General features: G+C 35.3%; 13 protein-coding genes and 3 pseudogenes. 14 read left to right on the top strand and 2 right to left on the bottom strand.

Annotated elements, in window-relative coordinates; all coding sequences use genetic code 11:
- Positions 1 to 154: 154 nt before the first annotated feature.
- Positions 155 to 331: a hypothetical protein gene (locus RV14_RS12270; RefSeq protein ID WP_167359852.1), complete on the bottom strand. Its 177-nt coding sequence runs from the start codon at positions 329 to 331 to the stop codon at positions 155 to 157.
- A 642-nt stretch (positions 332 to 973) separates the two neighbouring features.
- Between RV14_RS12270 and RV14_RS09555 the strand changes: the two genes are divergently transcribed.
- The 14 genes and pseudogenes from RV14_RS09555 (at position 974) to RV14_RS12865 (ending at position 17,372) form a co-directional block, all read left to right on the top strand.
- Positions 974 to 1,438 (top strand): YaiI/YqxD family protein, encoded by a 465-nt coding sequence (locus tag RV14_RS09555; RefSeq protein ID WP_071856054.1) that lies wholly within the window; start codon positions 974 to 976, stop codon positions 1,436 to 1,438.
- Positions 1,439 to 1,496: 58 nt separating this feature from the next.
- A pseudogene (locus RV14_RS09550) lies at positions 1,497 to 1,863 on the top strand (DUF2512 family protein).
- A 159-nt stretch (positions 1,864 to 2,022) separates the two neighbouring features.
- The gene (locus tag RV14_RS09545; protein WP_071856037.1) at positions 2,023 to 3,099 is read left to right on the top strand and encodes a D-alanine--D-alanine ligase; all 1,077 of its coding nucleotides are present in this window, start codon (positions 2,023 to 2,025) and stop codon (positions 3,097 to 3,099) included.
- Positions 3,100 to 3,176: 77 nt separating this feature from the next.
- Positions 3,177 to 4,529 (top strand): UDP-N-acetylmuramoyl-tripeptide--D-alanyl-D-alanine ligase, encoded by a 1,353-nt coding sequence (locus RV14_RS09540; RefSeq protein ID WP_071856053.1) that lies wholly within the window; start codon positions 3,177 to 3,179, stop codon positions 4,527 to 4,529.
- A 323-nt stretch (positions 4,530 to 4,852) separates the two neighbouring features.
- Positions 4,853 to 6,364, top strand: a complete 1,512-nt coding sequence (gene cshA / locus RV14_RS09535; protein ID WP_071856036.1) for a degradosome RNA helicase CshA — start codon at positions 4,853 to 4,855, stop codon at positions 6,362 to 6,364.
- A 129-nt stretch (positions 6,365 to 6,493) separates the two neighbouring features.
- Positions 6,494 to 6,844 carry a holo-ACP synthase gene (gene acpS, locus RV14_RS09530; protein ID WP_071856035.1) on the top strand — a complete coding sequence of 117 codons (351 nt, stop codon included), beginning with the start codon at positions 6,494 to 6,496 and terminating at the stop codon, positions 6,842 to 6,844.
- A gap of 15 nt (positions 6,845 to 6,859) precedes the next feature.
- On the top strand, positions 6,860 to 7,981 hold the full coding sequence (gene alr / locus RV14_RS09525) for an alanine racemase (RefSeq protein WP_071856034.1): 1,122 nt from the start codon (positions 6,860 to 6,862) through the stop codon (positions 7,979 to 7,981).
- Between the two features lie 10 nt (positions 7,982 to 7,991).
- The gene (locus RV14_RS09520) at positions 7,992 to 8,351 is read left to right on the top strand and encodes a type II toxin-antitoxin system PemK/MazF family toxin (protein WP_071856033.1); all 360 of its coding nucleotides are present in this window, start codon (positions 7,992 to 7,994) and stop codon (positions 8,349 to 8,351) included.
- 850 nt (positions 8,352 to 9,201) lie between these two features.
- Positions 9,202 to 10,354: pseudogene (locus RV14_RS13075) on the top strand (YhgE/Pip domain-containing protein); the annotation flags it as partial.
- Positions 10,355 to 10,443: 89 nt separating this feature from the next.
- A pseudogene (locus RV14_RS13070) lies at positions 10,444 to 11,907 on the top strand (YhgE/Pip family protein); the annotation flags it as partial.
- Positions 11,908 to 12,415: 508 nt separating this feature from the next.
- Positions 12,416 to 14,239, top strand: a complete 1,824-nt coding sequence (locus RV14_RS09510) for an amino acid permease (protein ID WP_071856031.1) — start codon at positions 12,416 to 12,418, stop codon at positions 14,237 to 14,239.
- A gap of 298 nt (positions 14,240 to 14,537) precedes the next feature.
- Positions 14,538 to 15,266: a hypothetical protein gene (locus RV14_RS09505; RefSeq protein ID WP_071856030.1), complete on the top strand. Its 729-nt coding sequence runs from the start codon at positions 14,538 to 14,540 to the stop codon at positions 15,264 to 15,266.
- 198 nt (positions 15,267 to 15,464) lie between these two features.
- The gene (queA, locus tag RV14_RS09500) at positions 15,465 to 16,496 is read left to right on the top strand and encodes a tRNA preQ1(34) S-adenosylmethionine ribosyltransferase-isomerase QueA (RefSeq protein WP_071856052.1); all 1,032 of its coding nucleotides are present in this window, start codon (positions 15,465 to 15,467) and stop codon (positions 16,494 to 16,496) included.
- Between the two features lie 744 nt (positions 16,497 to 17,240).
- Entirely contained in the window at positions 17,241 to 17,372 is a 132-nt protein-coding gene (locus tag RV14_RS12865; RefSeq protein WP_281245805.1) for a hypothetical protein, read from the top strand.
- 477 nt (positions 17,373 to 17,849) lie between these two features.
- Here the strand turns inward: RV14_RS12865 and RV14_RS09495 are convergent.
- Positions 17,850 to 20,082 (bottom strand): putative mucin/carbohydrate-binding domain-containing protein (locus tag RV14_RS09495; protein WP_217265353.1); only part of this gene is annotated, 2,233 nt, incomplete at its 5' end.

The following is a 20,082-nucleotide window of genomic DNA, read 5'->3' as shown; positions in this document are numbered from 1 at the left end:
GTTTTTGTAGTTTTCCAAAATCCACGTTTTTTTCATGAATTGAAGTGTCTTTATCTCAGCTTCCATCTCTTTTTTTATTTGTTTACCTCGGATTCTATCAATGCCGCTACTTCAGACGTTAATGTTACCTTTACTTCTGGAAATTGTGCTCGTTTTAGATAGGTACAAGTCTTGGTACTCTTAGCACCCATACTTGGTTTTGATAGGCAAGAAAAGCGAGAACGGCTTTGTAATGATGGTAATCTTCTTCTTTAAAAAAAGCGTAATGCACAGGTTCAATTAATTTATCATAACACTCATAATTGAACGTTTCTTTTTCCAACAATTCCATTTTTTCACATTCTTATTTATTTTGTATACGCTATTTTAACAGGAAAATATTTTATTTAGGTGGAGTCTTCCAAATAATTTTTTCGTAAAAAAGAAAATTTTGAAGTAGAAGAGTTAAAATCATTTTTATGGAAAAGTCGTCTCGGTGTTTAGTTACAAGCGGAGAATTTTATAATGTAAAGAGAAATATGGTAAATTAATTTTAAACACAGGAGTTCAGTGTTTTTGATGAATTAAAAAAAATGAGTAATTTAAGATTTTCACCATCAACCATCTGGGTATTAATAGCAATGGTGTATCATCTAATTCAGTTAGGAGATCGCTTGAATCAACAAGATAAAGCGAATCTTTTGGATTAAAACAATAAAAAAGTTAGTTCACAAAGTTCAAACAAAAGTGTTCTATCACAATTTTTATTCATTTGTCTAATTTATTTAGTTAAAATATTCAGGGATTTTTTCTATTTATTTTCTATTTTGATGAATGATTGAATATTTTTGATTAGATTAGAACCTGTTTAACGAGTGAATAAATTAGTGATGATATTCGTCATTTAAAATAAAAAGCACTGGATTTTGATAGACAATGGACAATATTAGCAAGGAGAATTTTGATGGAACACGGAAAAAGGGGAAGACAAGATATGCGTATTATAATTGATGGAGATGGTTCACCAGTTAAAGAAGATGTCATTGAGATTGCGTATTCTTATCAATTGGAAGTAATCATTGTCACAAGTCTTGCACACTATACACAAAAAAGCTATCCAACTTATGTTCATTTTATTTATGTTGATCAAGGGTTAGATAGTGCAGACTATAAAATTGTAGGAATGATTCGTACAGGCGACCTGTTGATTACACAAGATTATGGATTAGCTTCTTTAGTGCTGCCAAAAGGTGTTCGAGTATTTCATCAGACAGGTAAGGAATTTCATGCAACGACTATTGATGTTTTACTTGAGCAGCGTTATCAAAGTGGAAAGTTACGAAAAGCAGGTTTGAAGACAAAAGGGCCTAAACCATTTACTTTATATGACCATCAAAAATTTAGACAAGTTTTCGTAAAAGCTCTAGATCAAGCTGGGTTATCGCCTATTAGTAATTAATGTAGGTGTAAGCATTTTTTTTAAAAAAGCAATATCTTTGCTCCGTTTATTTAACGAGATGAATCAGAAAGTAAAACCTATCAAAGCATTAGTGATAAAAGCTTTGGTGGTATGGGGATTTTGTTGATCATGTTAATTGGTTTCTATAAAGTACTAGTTTTATAAATTCAATAATTATTATTGTTATGATTTATGAATTAGGCGACTTGTTTATTTTTCAAAAAGTCGAAAACTTTACAGTAACAATCTCCGATACAGATTCTTATACCGTTATTTTATGGTTGTATTTTGATTTTATGAATGATTTTTCGAATTTATGGATGAAAGTATTGGCATCGGCGCTATTGATTGGAGCTTGGGAGTGGTTCTTTCATAACTTGTTATTAAATCAGGAAATCGTGTATGATGAGCATAAAAGACAATAGAATAAATATACGGTAAAAGATGCTGGCATTCTCACAGCATTTTTTGTCTTTAGACGATTGATTAGATGAACTTTTTTAAATAAGTGGTTTGCTTCTTTTGATTTTATGCTAGAATATGAAGTAAAAGTGGAATGATATTGGATACGGGAGGACAATCTTTTGAAGATTACTTTACTATACGGCGGACGCAGTGCAGAACATGAGATTTCGATTCTCTCAGCGTTTTCAGTACTTAATGCGATTTATTATACTTATTACCAAGTTCAACTTGTATTTATTAGTAAAAACGGTCAATGGGTTAAAGGACCTTTGTTAACAGAAAAACCTACTAGCAAAGAAGAATTGCATTTGACATGGGATCCAAACGGAAAAACAACAGAAGGTTTCACAGGACAAGTTATTAACCCCGGAGAAATTAAAGAAGAAGGAACAATTATTTTTCCGGTACTGCATGGACCAAATGGAGAAGATGGGACGATTCAAGGATTTTTAGAAACATTGAACTTGCCTTATGTTGGTGCTGGAGTACTGACAAGTGCGTGTGCAATGGATAAAATTATGACAAAATATATTTTACAAGCGGCAGGTGTGCCACAAGTGCCTTATGTACCTGTTTTGAAAAATCAGTGGAAGGAAAACCCTAAGAAAATTTTTGATCAATGTGAAGGGTCCTTGCTTTATCCAATGTTTGTCAAACCAGCAAATATGGGGTCAAGTGTAGGAATATCTAAAGCAGAGAACCGTAAAGAACTTCAACATGCTTTAGCTATGGCCTATCAATATGACTCTCGTGCTATTGTAGAGCAAGGGATCGAGGCACGTGAAATTGAGGTTGCGGTGTTAGGAAATGAAGACGTGCGAACCACTTTGCCGGGTGAAGTGGTCAAAGATGTAGCCTTTTATGATTATGAGGCAAAATACCTCAACAACAAAATCCACATGCAAATTCCCGCAGAAGTACCGGAAGAAGTTTATCAAAAAGCACAAGAATATGCCAAAATTGCCTATACGATGTTAGGAGGAAGCGGATTAAGTCGTTGTGACTTCTTCTTGACGAATAAAAACGAGCTATTTTTAAATGAATTGAATACAATGCCCGGATTTACTCCATTTAGTATGTATCCGTTATTATGGGAAAATATGGGCTTGCAATATGGTGATTTGATTGAAGAATTGATTCAACTAGGAATCAATCGTTTTAAGCAACGGCAAAGCTTTTTTGAAGTACATGAATAAACAGCTAAGAAATAGAAGCTGGAGCGGATGTAGTAACATTTGTTCTGGCTTCTGTATGTGAAAAGGCAGGATTTATGATGAAGCTAACAATACAAGAAATTGCACAAGCAGTAGGAAGCAAAAACGATGCTCTCACCGAAATTACAGGAGTGGAATTTGACAGCCGTAAAATTGCAGAAGGTCATTTATTTGTTCCTCTAAAAGGAGTAAGGGATGGACATGAATTTATACAACAGGCGATCGCTAACGGTGCAGTCGCAACTTTTTGGAGTTTAGAATCCACCAAAGCGCCTAGCGAGATTGGTGTGATTTTTGTAGAAGATCCTTTGAAAGCCATGCAAGATTTGGCAAAGTATTATTTACAAAAAATTGGAGCGGATGTAATAGCGATCACTGGAAGCAATGGAAAAACAACTACGAAAGATTTAACAGCTTCTGTTTTATCCCAAAAATATCAGACATATAAAACACAAGGGAATTATAACAATAACATTGGTCTTCCTTATACTATTTTACACATGCCAGTTGATACAGAAAAAATTGTTTTAGAAATGGGCATGGATCATGAAAAAGAAATTATGGAACTGTCGTTGATTGCAAATCCTAAAGTTGCTGCAATTACAATGATCGGTGAAGCGCATATTGAAAATTTAGGTTCAAGAAAAGGAATTGCCCGAGCTAAAATGGAAATTACTGCGGGTCTTGCTGCGGATGGATTATTAATTATTCCGGAAGAGGAGCCTCTATTAAAATCGCTTACTGCAAATTTGACCCAATCAATTGAAACATTTGGGATAAATGTGGGGAATTTATCCGCCAAAGTCACAAGGCAAGAAAAAACACAGACATATTTTGTGGTAGAACATGAATCTTTCATGATTCCTTTACCGGGGAGCTACAACGTAACAAACGCCTTGATTGCTTATGCAGTGGGACGATTTTTTGCCTTGAGCTCACAAGAGATTCGTCTTGGTTTAGCCACAGTTTCAGTGACTCAAAACCGTACGGAGTGGTTGAGTGCTGGTAACGGGGCCTCTATTTTAAGTGATGTATACAATGCCAATCCAACGGCTATGGGTTTAGTATTAGACACATTTGCTAAGCTGCCGACTAAAGGAAGAAGAATGGCTGTACTGGCGGATATGTTGGAATTAGGTGGTGAGGCTTCACAGATGCATGAAAAAATGGCGGAACATATTAAACCAAAGGATTATGCGGTTGTCTTTTTGTATGGTCCACAGATGCGAGTGTTAAAAGAAGCTTTGGCAGCAAAATATCCTAAGTGGAACGTAAAGTATTTTGAAAAAGAAAAAGAACAGCTGATTGCAGCAGTAAAAGCAGAAATATTGCCAGAAGACAGTATTGTTTTAAAAGGTAGCAATGGTATGGGGTTAATAGAAGTAGTACAACAATTACAAGAAATGAAATAGTAAACTGTAAACTTGCAGAAAATATAAAAATATGCTAAAATAACCTATTGCCGAAAGATGAAGAGAAATTGGACTGACTCTATCATTCTTATAATTGTTAAAGTCAGATGTCATAACAATGATAAAGCTGAACGCGACCCGTTTGGCTTTTCTAATGCCTAAACTTCGCAAAGTGATTTTTCGGTGGAGCCGCAGGGGCCTAAGAATGGATAAAAACGTGCGCGGCCACTGTCAAAAAGAATCAAACACTTTGACCGAACAAGCGACGGGGTAGCAAAAATCTAAGCTACATCCTCAGTTAACAACTATATAGGAGGATTCATTTGAAATTTAAAGAATTAGAATTATCATCAGAATTATTGAAATCAGTAGAACGTGCGGGTTTTGAAGAAGCGACGCCGATTCAGTCAGAAACAATTCCTTTAGCGTTGTCTGGAAAAGACGTGATTGGGCAGGCGCAAACAGGAACTGGTAAAACGGCTGCTTTTGGTTTGCCGATGTTAGAAAAAATTGATACTACGCGCAATGAATTACAAGGATTAGTTATTTCACCTACCCGTGAGCTAGCCATTCAAACGCAAGAAGAGCTTTATCGTCTTGGCAGAGATAAAAGAGTACGAGTACAAGCTGTTTATGGTGGAGCTGATATTAGTCGCCAAATTCGCAGTTTGAAAGACCGTCCACATATCGTAGTGGGTACGCCGGGACGGATGCTTGACCATATCAATCGTCATACGTTAAAACTAGGTACGGTGGAAACCTTAGTGTTGGATGAAGCAGATGAAATGTTGAATATGGGTTTTTTAGAAGATATCGAAACGATCATTTCCAAAGTGCCTGAGCAAAGACAGACTTTGCTATTTTCGGCGACTATGCCGCCAGCAATCAAAAGTATCGGCGTAAAATTCATGAAAGATCCCACTCACGTGAAGATTAAAGCAAAAGAAATGACAGCTGATTTAATTGATCAATATTATGTACGCGCAAAAGAATATGAAAAATTTGATATCATGACGCGCTTGTTTGATGTTCAAACACCCGAATTAACGATTGTTTTTGGACGAACAAAACGACGAGTTGATGAATTGGCTCGTGGACTAGAAGCGCGTGGATATCGAGCAGAGGGGATTCATGGCGATCTTTCGCAACAAAAACGGATGAGTGTGTTGCGCTCATTTAAGAATGGACATTTAGATATCTTAGTTGCAACGGATGTAGCTGCGCGTGGACTAGATATTTCAGGTGTTACGCATGTTTATAATTATGATATTCCACAAGATCCAGAAAGCTACGTTCATCGAATTGGTCGTACAGGGCGTGCGGGTAAAGGCGGAATGTCGGTGACTTTCGTTACACCAAATGAAATGAGCTATTTGCATGTAATTGAGAACTTGACGAAAAAACGAATGTCTACTTTGCGTCCGCCAACGGAAAAAGAAGCATTTAAAGGGCAATTAGGAGCAGCAGTTGAACAAATCGAAGCTAAACTTGAAGAAAATGGCTTAGATAAATATTTACAAACCGCAGATAAATTGTTAGAAGAATATTCTGCGCAAGATTTAGTTGCATTGCTGTTGAAAACAACTGCTAAAGATCCTTCTGATGCAGTGCCAGTGAAAATCACACCAGAACGTCCATTACCTATGCAGAAAAAAGGCTATAATAAAAATGGAAAACGTGGAGGCGGAAATAACCGTAACCGTCGTGATAATAGTAATTATCGAGGAAGTAAATCAAAAGGTGGATATAACAAGAGTGGTCATCAACATCCCCATAGCGATAAAAGAAAAAACGATAAAAAAAGAGGATTTGTCATTCGTAAAAATAATGATTAATAACGTACANAAGCTTCTCTTATATAAGAGAAGCTTCCATTTTAGTTATTTGCATACTTATTGGTGGTAAAATATTGAGAATTTGGTAGAATGAGAGTGTTCTAAAATTTTTGAAAAGAGTAGAGTCTTATGATAAGAGGAATTGGGATTGATGCAGTTGAATTACCGAGAATTGCAAAGATCATTAAAGAGAAACCGCAGTTTATTGATCGAGTACTAACGCCGAATGAAATGGCACAATTTCAAGCTTTACCTTTTCACCGGCAAGTAGAATTTTTAGGAGGACGCTATGCTTGTAAGGAAGCTTTTGCTAAAGCGTGGGGGACAGGCATTGGAAAGGTGACATTTCAAGAAATTGAGATTTTAAAAAATGAGATGGGTCAACCAGTAGTATCCCAATCTCCTCACAAAGGTAAAAGTTGGGTTAGTATTACGCATACGGATGAATTAGTGTTTGCACAAATTATTTTAGAAGATTAGAAAGAAGGAACGATCATGGTTGTCGCTTGGCACCGACCTACTAGGGTGATTATACATACAAAAGCAATTACTGATAATGTAAAAAATGAATTAGCTAGATTGCCGGAAGGAAAAGAGCTATTTGCTGTTGTAAAAGCAAATGGTTATGGCCATGGAGCGTTACAGGTTGCAAAAGCTGCATCTGAAGGAGGAGCTACGGGATTTTGTGTGTCTAATTTAGACGAAGGGGTTGAGTTGCGAGAAGCTGGTTTCAATCAACCTATTGTGATATTGAATATGGTTCCTATTGAAGCCTTGACTTTAGCGATTGTCCATGATTTATCAATCACTGTAGGAAACAAAGAATGGTTGGAAAAGGCAGCTGCTTATCTGAAAGAACGTCATTTAAAATCGGCTCTTTCACTTCACTTAAAGGTGGATACAGGAATGGGACGTATTGGTTTTTTGACACCCATGGAAGTAATAGAAGCTGTAGCATTGATTCAAGATAGCACTGTGTTAGAATGGGAAGGAATTTATACCCATTTTGCTACAGCCGATCAAGTTGATGAAATGTATTGGAAAAAACAGCTACAACGTTTTTCAGTAGTTATTGAACAATTGCCTTCACTGCCAAAATATATCCATATCGGCAATAGCGCTACAGCTTTGTGGCATGATGAAAAAATTGGAAATATGATTCGTTTTGGCATAGCTATGTATGGGTTAAATCCTTCTGGCCACGCATTAACAGAGCCCTATCCATTGAAACCAGCTCTTGAATTAGTGTCAGAGTTAATTCAAGTAAAACAATTAGCTAAAGGTGAAGGAATTGGCTACGGTAAAACGTATATTACGGACAAAATGGAATGGATCGGAACAGTTCCTATTGGTTATGCAGATGGCTGGTTGCGGAAAATGCAAGGATTTTCCGTTTTAGTTGAAGGAAAGTTTTGTGAAATTGTTGGGCGGGTCTGTATGGATCAACTGATGATTCGTTTACCGCATAAAGTTTCTCTTGGAACAAAGGTGACATTGATCGGTAAAAATCAAGAAGAAGAAATACCTATGCAAGCAGTAGCGGATCAACTTGGCACGATCCACTATGAAGTAGCTTGTGTACTAGGAACACGTATTCCTAGAGAATATCAAGATTAAGGAGAATCCTATGGTAAAAAGAGGAGACATTTATTTTGCTGACCTTTCTCCAGTCGTAGGTTCAGAACAAGGCGGGACGCGTCCGGTCTTGGTCATTCAAAATAATTTAGGAAATCATTTTAGTCCAACGATCATCGTTGCGGCAATCACTGCCAAAATGGCAAAACCTAAATTGCCTACGCATATTGGAATTAAAGCAACTGGTACAGGAATCGAACGTGATTCTGTCATTTTACTTGAACAAATTAGAACAATTGATAAGTCAAGACTTAAAGAAAAAGTTTGTCATCTAGATCGAAGAATTATGGCAGAAGTTGATTATGCGCTCAAAATTAGTGTGGGAATTGAAGCATTAACACCTGTTCGTTAGAAAAAAGCATTACACCTTTACATATAAAAGGAATGATAAAGCTGGTTTGTGAAAAGAAAACTTACTTCGGAAAAATAGTGAAGAAATGCCAACCTTATTGAACTGTTTTTAATTCAGTAATAGGAACTTGTTTTTGTTAGTTTCTATATTTTAAAATTTGAGTCATTCAAAATTGTAGCAAGGTATTTTTTTGAACTTTTCTGATCCCGAAAAGCTACAAGAGTTAGATTGAGTAAAATAACAAACTAATTATAAAAAATGTTATGAATAGATGTTTATATCTGTTATTTTTAAAAAAGAAAACGGATGATTTTTTCTATGTCTTTAAAAAATAACTGCATGTTATAAAACAACGTCTAAATTTTCATGTTTTTATAGACATTTTAAATAGTAAGGAAGGAATATAAGTAAAATCTGTTTTTATTTTCTTAAGTAGTGCTTAAAAAATAACGAATTTATAATTGTTTTTTTGATGGAAATAAGTCTTTCACAAATTTGTGTTAATTAAGACGTGAAGCCATGCAAGAACCATTCTTAATGTTTAGGATAAACTTCAACGTAAAGATAAGAATGTCCTTCATTCATTTAACAGGTGCATGAAAAGGAAGCTATTTTCTTATTTTTTCTTGTGTAGTATGCTAAATTTTCTACTAGAGGAATTTCTTTCTTCTTTCATTAATGTTAAAGTAAAACACGTAGTTTGAACGATCTCTTTGTATCTGGTCGAAAGAAAATCGGACATTTTGACTGATGTGTCCAAATTCTAATACTTTTTGAAAAAAGAGAATTGAAAATTACATGGGTTACATGGTAAAGTAATGCAGCTAAAAAAAAGAAGAAGGGGATATTTATGCGGTCAATTAAACATACATTAAAGTTATTTCTACTTGACTGGAAAAGAATTTTTAAAAATCCGATTGCAACGCTTTTAATTATTGCGATTATGATTATCCCTTCGTTATATGCGTGGTTCAACATCAAAGCGTTATGGGATCCTTACGGAAATACTGGTGAATTACCGATTGCTGTGTATAGTGCAGATAAACCGGTAGAATTTCAAGGAAAAGAAGTTGCAATTGGAAAAGAAGTGATTAAATCACTTCGTAAAAATAAACAACTCGGCTGGCGCTTCGTTGATTCAAAAGTAGAATTAGAACAGGGCGTACGCTCGGGAAAATACTATGCAGGAATTTATCTGCCTAAAGATTTTTCAGAAGATTTATTAAGTTTTATTACTGGAGAAATTAAAAAACCGAAAATTGAATATACGGTGAATGAAAAAATTAATGCGATTGCACCTAAGATTACTGACAAAGGTGCGTCATCCATTCAAACTCAAATCACTGATGAGTTTATCAAGACAGCTAGTTCGACTTTACTAAAGGTATTTAATGAGATTGGGTACAATATTGATACAAATTTAGTAAGTATCAACAAAGTAAAATCCATGATTCTTTCAACGGATGAAAATCTCAATACAATTGATGGCTACACCCAGCAAGTTCTTGACTTGCAAAAACAATTGCCTGCTATCAAAGAAAAATTAAATAAAGCCAATGGTTTTGTCGACTATCTACCAAAAGTTGATGAAATGGGGCAGAAAGTAGTTGAATTAAATAGTAAAATGCCACAATTGCAAGAACAAGCTAAAATCATTTTAGACTTGCAGCAAAAAATACCTGAAATTCAAAATGCTGGCAGACAAATTGCTGAAATTGATGGAGATTTTTCGTCCATTCAAGAAACGATGAATCAAGGAATTGCCGAAGCAAAACAAGGATTAACGATTATCCAGCAAGTACAAAACATTTTACCGGATGTAAAAAACTTGGAATTACAAGCAAAAAACTTGGCTGCTCAAACTCGAACAGGAGCAGAAAAGTTAGAAGAAGCCTTACCGGGTGTTACAACAGGTGTTCAAACAACGCTACAATCAATTAGTCAAGCGGCATCTTCCATTGGTTTATTTGTTGAAAATGTCAATCAAGCGATTGTCGATCACCAATTATCAGAAGAAGAAAAACAACATCTTATTGCTTTGTTGGATGACCTTATGAATAGTCTATCTGTTCAACAACAAGTGCTTGAGAAGTTAATTACTTTTTTGACACAATTACAAGAATCGGCTGGCAATACAAAATTGCAGCATCTTATTGATACATTAACAAACGTGAAACAAGTTTTAGCTAATTTGCAAAATCGCTTACCGGCTTTGAAACAAGCCATTCAAGAAGGAAATGTGGATGCAATAAGCAAGTTATTAAATGAAGTCAAAACAGCTGCCGAAAATGTAGTGAACTTAATTTCAAGTGTTGATGTCAGTCAAGTCAGTGCGACCGTTCACTCTTTATTAAAACAAGTAATTGATACAATTAAAACGGCACAAGGTGCGTTAAGTAAAGCCGATCAAATTGATTTTGATTCGCTATTAAGTTCAACCAAAGCAACTGTTGCAAATGCGGTGACGATCTTAGAAAAGTATCAAAAAGAACTTCCCTCTATTGGTCAAGAAATTCATGACGCTAATACAATGTTAAATGGTCATATGGAAATGATCGTCAACGGAATCAATAAAGGCGCAGACCTTTATAGCAATGAGTTGCCTGTCTTAGCAAATAAATTGAACCAAGCAGCAAACTTTATTCAAAACGATTGGCCTACTTTAAAAAATGAGATTACCGGTACACTGACTACTGTTAACGAGAAGATGCCGCAAGTGGAGTCAGCAGTAAATGCCGCTGCCGATTTGATTCAAAATGAGTGGCCAAGTATCAAAAGTGGTATTCAAAAGACAGCTGCTGCGATTCGTAAAGGAGAAAAGGAAGTTGATTTAGGAGAAGTCATTAAGCTGTTAAAACTAGATGCTACGAAAGAAAGTGATTTCTTTACTCGTCCCGTAGAATTACAAACAACTACAATGTATCCTATTGCAAATAATGGATCGGCCAGCACGCCGTTTTATACAGCGTTATGTTTGTGGGTCGGAGCGGTACTTCTTTCAAGTGTTGCGACAACCGATTATTATTTGGATAAAAAAGCAAGAAATCATTTTACGAAACGAGAACAGTTTGTTGCGCGAATGCTGACTTTCTTGACAATGGCGGTGGCACAAAGCTTGATCGTTACTTTAGGAAATATATTTTTATTGGGAGTAGATGTTCATAATCCCGTTTACAGCGTAACGTTCGCTGTTTTAATTGCCTTGGCTTTTATGATGATCGTTTATGTTTTAGCTGCGTTATTTGATAACGTCGGAAAAGGGATCGCTATTGTTATTCTGGTGCTCTCTATTTCTGGAGGCGGAGGAAACTACCCCATTCAAGTATCCGGTAAGTTCTTCCAAATGATTAATCCTTTCTTACCGTTTACTCATGCTGTCAACCTCTTACGAGAGTCGGCGGGTGGGATTTATTGGCCAAATGCGACAAAAGCGATTTGGATCATGATTGGTTTATTTGTAGGCTTTGGAATAGTAGGCACGGCTATTGCACCATACATTCAAGAAAAAATGGTCAAATTTAAAGAAGCGGCACATAAGAGTCACATTTTCCATTAGAACAGTCATAAGGCCTCATCGGACCAAAAAGAGTATTTGCGTCTAGTGAGGTCTTATTCGTTGCTGCTTAAAAAAATCCGTATGTAAAGTTTTTAATATGTTTATTTTCTATATAAAGCTAGCTCCGACAAATCAGAAAAAGTCGATGAACCACTCAAGTAAATGAAAAAAATTTTCTATTTTTCTTTTTAAGAAGGCAACAAAAAAGAGTATATTTTGAGCATTTCAAGGATGAATAAGTTAAAGGCATAGCCACAAAAAGTGAATAGGCGAGATGAAAAAAGACGAAGAAATTCTTAAATAGAAAGAAACAAGCGAGAAAATTCCAGCAAAGGATCATTTAATACATGATTGAAAAAAAGAATGTAGTTTTCTAATTTTTTCCAATTAATTTTATGAAAGTTTATTGACTTTTATATTTTGGGAGCGTACTATAACATCTTGTTTAAGATAAATTTTTGACATGAATGATTTTTGAAGCAAATACGTGTGTAAAGGAGTAAAAAAATTGGATTACTTAAAAAGATTATTAGTAGGTAAGCCGTTAAAATCTGCTGAAAATGATGCGCATAAATTAACTCGTTTTGCTGCTCTAGCGCTGCTTTCTTCGGACGCATTATCATCTATTGCGTATGGTACAGAACAAATCGTAGTTGTTTTGGTTGCTTTGTCAACTGCGGCCATTTGGTATTCGTTGCCAATTGCTGCATTTGTTATTATTTTATTGATTTCATTAACTTTATCATATCGACAAATTATTCATGCATATCCTCACGGTGGCGGCGCATACGTTGTCAGTAGTGAAAACCTTGGGGAAAAAGCTGGATTGATTGCGGGTGGTTCCTTATTGATCGACTACATGCTAACGGTAGCCGTTTCTGTTTCAGCCGGCGCCGAAGCGATTACGTCTGCCATACCTGCATTGTATGGACACCAAGTGGCGATTTCTGTTGCCATCGTTTTATTATTGATGATGCTCAATTTGCGTGGGTTAAGAGAATCTGCTTCTTTCTTACTTTTTCCAGTGTATACATTTATTTTTGTTATTACACTGTTAATTGCAGTCGGTTTGTTTAATATTCTCACCGGTGCAGTTCCTCTGCACGCAACAGCTTTGCCGGGGGCGGCAATCCCGGGTGTTTCTGTTGCCTTGATTTTACGCGCTTTTTCTTCCGGTTCTTCTTCTTTAACAGGAGTAGAAGCAATTAGTAACGCTGTACCATTTTTCAAGAAACCACGTGCAAAAAATGCGGCGACAACTTTAACGATGATGGCTTTGATTCTTGGCTTTTTCTTTGTAGGAATTACATTTATCAACTATTGGTATGGAATTGTTCCTGAAAAAGAAGTAACAGTATTATCACAAATTGGAAAAGCCGTCTTTGGACAAGGCGTATTATATTATGTACTGCAATTTGCAACGGCTTTGATCTTAGCCGTTGCTGCGAATACAGGTTTTTCGGCCTTTCCAGTCTTGGCTTATAATCTAGCAAAAGATAAATTTATGCCTCATATGTTTCAAGATCGAGGCGATCGTTTGGGTTATTCTAATGGGATCATGACCTTAGCTTTTGGCTCCATTATTTTATTGTTTATCTTTCATGGTTCAACGGAACGATTAATTCCTTTGTACTCCATTGGTGTATTTATTCCTTTTGCATTATCGCAAACGGGAATGATTTTAAAATGGAAAAAAGAAGGAAAGAAATGGTTGGGCAAGTCTCTCGCAAACATTACAGGAGCATTTATCTCCTATGCGATCATTGCCATTTTGTTTGTTTATCGTTTAGGAGATATTTGGCCTTTCTTTATCATTATGCCAATTGTGATGTATATTTTTTATAAAATCCATGGTCACTATAAAAACGTGGCAGAACAGTTGCGTCTTGAAACGGATGCTAAGTTACATGATTATGATGGAAATACAGTTCTTGTACTGGTTGGGAATGTAACACGTGTAAATATTGGCGCAATCAATTATGCTCGTTCCATTGGGGATTACGTAGTAGCCATGCACGTTTCATTAGATGAAGATGTGGCAAAAGAAAAAGAAATAGAAGCAGATTTTAAGAAGCATTTTCCTGACGTGCGTTTTTCCGTCGTTCATTCTTCCTATCGCTCAATTGAAAATCCGATTATTCGGTATGTTGATTTAGTCAGTAAAAAAGCAGCTAAGCAAAATTATACGACGACAGTGTTGATTCCACAATTTGTTCCTAATCGTAGATGGCAAAACATCTTGCACAATCAAACGAGTTTACGATTAAGACTTCGCTTGTCTTGGCGAGAAAATATCGTGATTAGTACGTATAGTTACCATTTAAAAAAATAAGAAAAGTAGGCAAAAAGTATTCAAATAAAGCAAATCTTCTAGCCAGTTTGTTGTATTTTTAGTATTTTAAAAGAATCAGTCGTAACGTTTGAAAATAGATTTTTTCTATCTTCTAAATGCTACGGCTGTTTTTTTGTAGGTGTTGTTTTGGTGACTTCGCTGCTTTAATTTTTGAAAGATTCTTATTTTCATTGGATATTTTCTTATTTATTTTTGTTTTTAAAAAAAGTAAGCAGAAAAAAGGAATCGTCTTAAGGTATGTTTTATTAGAGAACTAATAAAGGAGCTGAAAGGGATAATGGATTATTACAAAAATGTGAAAAATGGGAAAGTTTTAACGAAAGAGCAATACAAAGAATTAACCGAGCAAATCAGTCAATTTCAAAAAGTAACAGTAGAACAGGCTGACCAAATGGAATGGCTATTGACTAAAATTGCTTCAGGAGATTTGAATGATTATGCTGTTTTTTATGAAATGGAAGAGGAAAATCTGAGTCCGGAAGAAAAAGACGCTTCTGATTATACATTAGCTGTAGTGAGCTTTGAAGAAGAAGTTTCTTGTTTGGACGTGTTTAATAAACTAAAAAGAAATGATTTGAAACCAGACGCAAATGTTCAACAAATTATGCTAATGCAACGAGGATTTGACCGAACAGATTTTACCGTTGTTGACTTTGAAAATCTTTCAGGTGAAAAAAAAGAGTGGCGAGATAGTATTTTAGGAATTGTCATTGGGTTTATTGGTGGTCCATTAGGTTCTATTTTAGGCTGGGCGATTGGCGACGTCATTGGATTTGAACAGGCACGTCATGAAGGTAAAAAAGCTAAAAATGTCTTTCACTATGTAGCTAATTGCATTCCTAAAGGCAAGAAAGGAATTTTAGCGATTGTAAAAGAAAATGATCGTCAACCATTCAATCAATTAGTTGAACAAGAAGGAAATGGCACAATTGAACGTTTTACGATGGAACATATTAAAGAAGCGATTCGTTCATTAAAAAAACAAGAGAAGAGTGAAATAAAGTAAAGTTAATCTTAAAAAATAAGGACGGTGTTTATGCATTCGTCTGAGTTAGTATTTGTTGATGGATGAGGTGGAAGGTTTTCAAGAGTTTCAAAGTTACTTGCTGATAGGATCATTCTGCTTTTTTAGAGTGCAGGCTTTGCCAAGCTCCTATTAAAAGTGTTAGAATAACAAGGCAGAAGATAGAAAGTGAGTGACGATATGTTAACGACAGAAGATTTTGACTTTGACTTACCAGAAGAACTGATTGCTCAGACTCCATTAAAAACGCGCGATCATTCTCGGTTACTTGTTTTAAATCGTACAACAGGAGAAATGGAAGATAAACATTTCCATGCTATTCTTGAAGAACTACATCCTGGTGATGCGTTAGTTATGAACAACACACGTGTGCTACCAGCACGTTTATATGGGGAAAAGATAGAAACCGGTGCTCATCTTGAAGTTTTGCTCCTAACAAATACAAAAGGTGACACTTGGGAAACGTTAATTAAACCAGCGAAACGAGCAAAAACAGGCACGCGGATTTCATTTGGAGATGGGCGTTTGCAAGCAGTCGTAAAAGAAGAACTGGAACACGGAGGAAGAATCATTGAATTTGCATATGAAGGCATTTTCTTGGAAATTCTTGAATCTTTGGGAGAAATGCCGTTACCGCCTTATATCAAAGAACGTTTAGAAGACCCTGACCGTTATCAGACGGTTTATGCTAAAGAAAATGGTTCAGCAGCAGCGCCTACCGCAGGGCTGCATTTCACACAAGAATTACTTTCAGAAATCCGAGCAAAGGGAGTGGAATTGGTTTATCTGACCCTTCACGTGGGGTTGGGAACGTTTCGACCGGTTAGCGTAGAGAAGATTGAAGAACATCAAATGCACAGTGAATTTTATCGTCTAACAGAAGAAGCAGCTGCAAAGTTAAATCAAGTGCGTCGTAATGGCGGAAAGATCGTGGCAGTAGGGACTACTTCTATTCGAACGCTAGAAACAATTGGAACAAAATTTAATGGCAAGATTAAAGCAGATAGTGGTTGGACGGATATTTTTATTACACCGGGCTATCAATTTAAAATTGTTGAAGCTTTTTCAACTAATTTTCATTTACCCAAATCAACGTTAGTCATGCTTGTGAGCGCCTTTGCTGGTCGAAAATTGACATTAGCTGCCTACCAACATGCTATCAACGAGCGATACCGCTTCTTTAGTTTTGGCGATGCAATGTTTGTGAAATAAAAGAATGACTGTTATTTGTTAAGACGAAGTTAATAAGAAGGATCAATAAACATAAAACAACGATTCGTGAAAATAAGTTGAAGAATTCAAAAAGAGGGACATCTCGTGATTCTTCGGCTTATTGCTGTAGGCATCTTCCTTTTTTAGCTTGTTGATGAAAAGGTTGAAGCTTTTTTATTATTAGGAATTTTAGAGAAAATAAGTATTCACTATTGAAAAATTTTTAAGCGCTTTTTCGTGTATATAAACTAATACTTTTAAGAAAAAATAGAATAAATTCTTCTTTTTCATTTTGTGTTTGAGAAAAAAAGAAATAGGTTAAAACAAAATAATGAAAACATTATCTTGAAAATGAAAAAGTTAGAAAGAAAAAATAAAATTATTTCCTGTTTTGTTATCTTATATTTCCTTTTTTCGTGTGATACTTCCTAGTTTTTATCAAGTAATTTATCCTTTAGAACAAGTGATGAATCGTGAAATATCTGCACCAATGTTTCATTCAACTAGCTAATGATTACGGAATCGAATAGTTTCTACAAAGAATTTGTAGTTGAAATAAATAAACCGACTGTAAAACGTCAAGTAAGTTTGCGTCCAGAATTTCAAAAAGCGAAGGAACTTATCCAGTCTTTAATTGTAAAATACGAGGATGCAAAGATGAAATATGTTTAGGGTTTATTCAAAGAAACAATTGTATGTTTGGGAATGGTAGTTGGACGGAAAAATTTGTAAATGGAGGAATTAATGAACACACAACTAGTAAGGCAAAATAAAATGAGCAAATTTAAGAACAGCAAGGATTTACAGTTAACGAAAGCTTCTTATGGTGTTTTGATTGATTGGTGGTGTCTTAGTTCGGGCTGTTATCGGCGCTAGCTTGTTAGGTAAATGTTGTGTCAAGGACAAAGTGATATTAAAGAAATGATGAATAAAGGACGTTCAAAGAAAGCCGTTGAATGATTTTAATCATAGACTTATTCATTCACAAACACAATGCGAGATATAATAATGAGAATCTTATGGTATGTACGAATAGGAAAATTTTTAATTTATACGTCTATTCTTGTAGTAATCTTATTGTTTTTTTAAGAATTGTAAAAAGAAGTAGATAAGTGCTATAAAAACTCTTCCCTCAAAAATTAGATTCTAGACTAACTCTTGAGGGAAGGTCACAATTAGTTTAGATGATATGGAATGAATGAATTAAATTATGAGAATAGAAGCTAGTTTTTCGCAAAGTTTTGCCGAAATTCACAACTTTTCTTTTTCAAGATTTGTGAATTTCGGCTTATTTTTGAAGTAAAATGCTGCTATTTAAACTTCATTTTTTTGCAATTATCATTTTCAACTTCATTATTGTTTAAGAATCAATTGACCATTTCTTACATCATAGCGATAAGTGCCACTTGTATTATTTTTCAAATTCGCATGATTGATCGCTAAACGTATATCGTTAGGTTCACGATGGGTGACAGTAACTAGATCGCCTTCTCTCAAATTAATCGTATCTGTTGCTGTCGCGTAGTTATGATCACCAATATATTCTTTTTGATAAACGGTTTGATTGTTACGTTCAATAGTAATACTTGCATAACGATCATTGAAATAACAATGAGGTTGGCCAGCATTTGTACGAACCGTTGCTACACCATTTATTACGTCAAAAGAAGCAAAATGGCTGTTTCCTAATCCACGGAAAGTAAATTCTTGTAACTGATTAAAGGCTTGATCTAATTTAGTCAATAATGCTTGTTTTTGACTGCTATCTGGTAATGCCGTAACTTTTTGTTTCACTTGATCTAGATCTTTTTGCATAAGATTAGTTTTAATTTTAGTAGGATCATTTTCTTGGAAAAGTCGGTTGACTGCTTCAGTTGCTTCCTTAAGATAGTTGTTTAAAGAAATAGTGATTGTGCCGCTGTTTTTTACAAAAAGATAAGGTTTTTGAATATACCCAGTGTTTGTCTCTAATTCTAAAGAGTAAACCCCATTTGGCATATTATCAAGTGTGACAGGAGTGGCTCCCAAAGTAATTTCTTTATATAGTTTTTTGCCATCGAAAATGCGTAACTTCATTCCTGTAAATAAGTCGCCGTCTTTAAAGTTTAACGTCACATTACTTGTTAGATTCAATGGTTTTAGTTCTTCATTGGTAACTAAAGATAAAACAGAACTTAGACGATTATTTGTTGTCAACCGTTGAATCGCTGCATTCAATTGATCGTCTGGCACGACTTGAGCTAAATGGGCAACAGTTTGATAATTATTTTCTTTTGCTGTTTGTTTTGCTTGATCAGAGACGGTCAATCCCCAAGCATTTAAAATTGCTGAAAAATCAACTTTCTTTGGTGCGCCCATTTCTGCTGTGATTAAATCAGGTAATGGGTAATTATTGGCATTAAAGCCAGGAGCATTTGCAAATTTACGATAATTAATGTAGAAGTTTTGCAATCCTTCAATGCCTGCTTTATCAATGATATTGGATAAAATTACTAATTTCTTTCTAACGTCTTGGCTGTTAAACTGTGGATTATTTCCAGTGATGCTGGTTTTTAAAGAGTTTTCAATAGTCTGCTTACGTCCATAATCATAAAGCCAAGAATTTCTATCTGCCGCTTCTTTGCCCATATGTTTATAGTTGTAAATTACCCCATAAAGGTTATTCCATACCTCGCCAACTTCCATGCCTTTGTTCATAAAGCTTCCTTGATAACCGTGTCCAGTTTCATGTAAGGTACCCCAGCCATCACTTAGCCAAGCATCTCCTGAAGGACTGTTTTGAGCAGCCCAAGCGCCGCCATAATACAAAGCGCCTACACCATGCGCATCTGCTTTATAGAAATATCTTCTTTCAGAAGCACGATTTAAAGGATTTGGATCGTTATCTGATAAACCAATGAGTTCATTATAATAACCAATAATTTCGTTATCATAAAGATTAATCAACTGATTTAAGTCTTTACCTAATGTTTGGGTTTTATTGCGTTCAGGTAAAAAGATTTGAAATCTTTTTCCTTGAATTAAAGCATAACCGTTTGTAGCGTTCCAAGCATTTTGGAAATCTGCCATCGCCGTTTGCTTATTAAATTTTGGCAAGAGTATTTTTTGACCATTTACGGAAAATTCGATGGTTGGTTTTTCCCCGTTTTCTTGGTTATAAGGTGTTTCAACAAATGGTACAGCTAAACTTTGGGCTGTGAGTGAAACGTTACTTTTAGAAAAATTAATTGCTGATTCAGTATGAGAATCATTTGTTAATAGTCGCAAGGTTAGATTTCCAGTAAATTTTGGGTTAGTCTGTTTAATTGTAATGGTTGCTCCTTGTTGGATTTGAAGTCCTAAATCTTGTCTATCATGCCCCTGTCCCATGCGAATTTCTGCATTGGCATTATTTGAAGGTAAGTTCGTTGTATGAATTTCTTGTTTATAAGTAGACAGTGCAAGAAAGGCTACAGTTAATTTATCTTTTAATAGTTTTGCTTCTTCTTTAGAAAGTGCATTTACTTTATTTAATGCTTCATTGAATTGTTCTTGCGTATTTTCCGGTTTTGGTGTTTCACCATTAAATAACGCATTCACGGCTTCT

The sequence above is a fragment of the Enterococcus ratti genome (assembly GCF_001886195.1).
Classification (GTDB): Bacteria; Bacillota; Bacilli; order Lactobacillales; family Enterococcaceae; genus Enterococcus_B; species Enterococcus_B ratti.
Note: the sequence above shows the minus strand (reverse complement) of the source record. Positions and strands in the feature narration are given on the sequence as shown.

Excerpts from the sequence above, each read along its gene's own strand:
- RV14_RS09540 (WP_071856053.1), top strand. The coding sequence starts at position 3,177 with ATGAAGCTAACAATACAAGAAATTGCACAAGCAGTAGGAAGCAAAAAC.
- RV14_RS09505 (WP_071856030.1), top strand. The coding sequence starts at position 14,538 with ATGGATTATTACAAAAATGTGAAAAATGGGAAAGTTTTAACGAAAGAG.
- acpS (WP_071856035.1), top strand. The coding sequence starts at position 6,494 with ATGATAAGAGGAATTGGGATTGATGCAGTTGAATTACCGAGAATTGCA.
- RV14_RS09520 (WP_071856033.1), top strand. The coding sequence starts at position 7,992 with ATGGTAAAAAGAGGAGACATTTATTTTGCTGACCTTTCTCCAGTCGTA.
- RV14_RS09555 (WP_071856054.1), top strand. The coding sequence starts at position 974 with ATGCGTATTATAATTGATGGAGATGGTTCACCAGTTAAAGAAGATGTC.
- queA (WP_071856052.1), top strand. The coding sequence starts at position 15,465 with ATGTTAACGACAGAAGATTTTGACTTTGACTTACCAGAAGAACTGATT.
- RV14_RS12270 (WP_167359852.1), bottom strand. The coding sequence starts at position 331 with ATGGAATTGTTGGAAAAAGAAACGTTCAATTATGAGTGTTATGATAAA.
- RV14_RS12865 (WP_281245805.1), top strand. The coding sequence starts at position 17,241 with ATGAACACACAACTAGTAAGGCAAAATAAAATGAGCAAATTTAAGAAC.
- alr (WP_071856034.1), top strand. The coding sequence starts at position 6,860 with ATGGTTGTCGCTTGGCACCGACCTACTAGGGTGATTATACATACAAAA.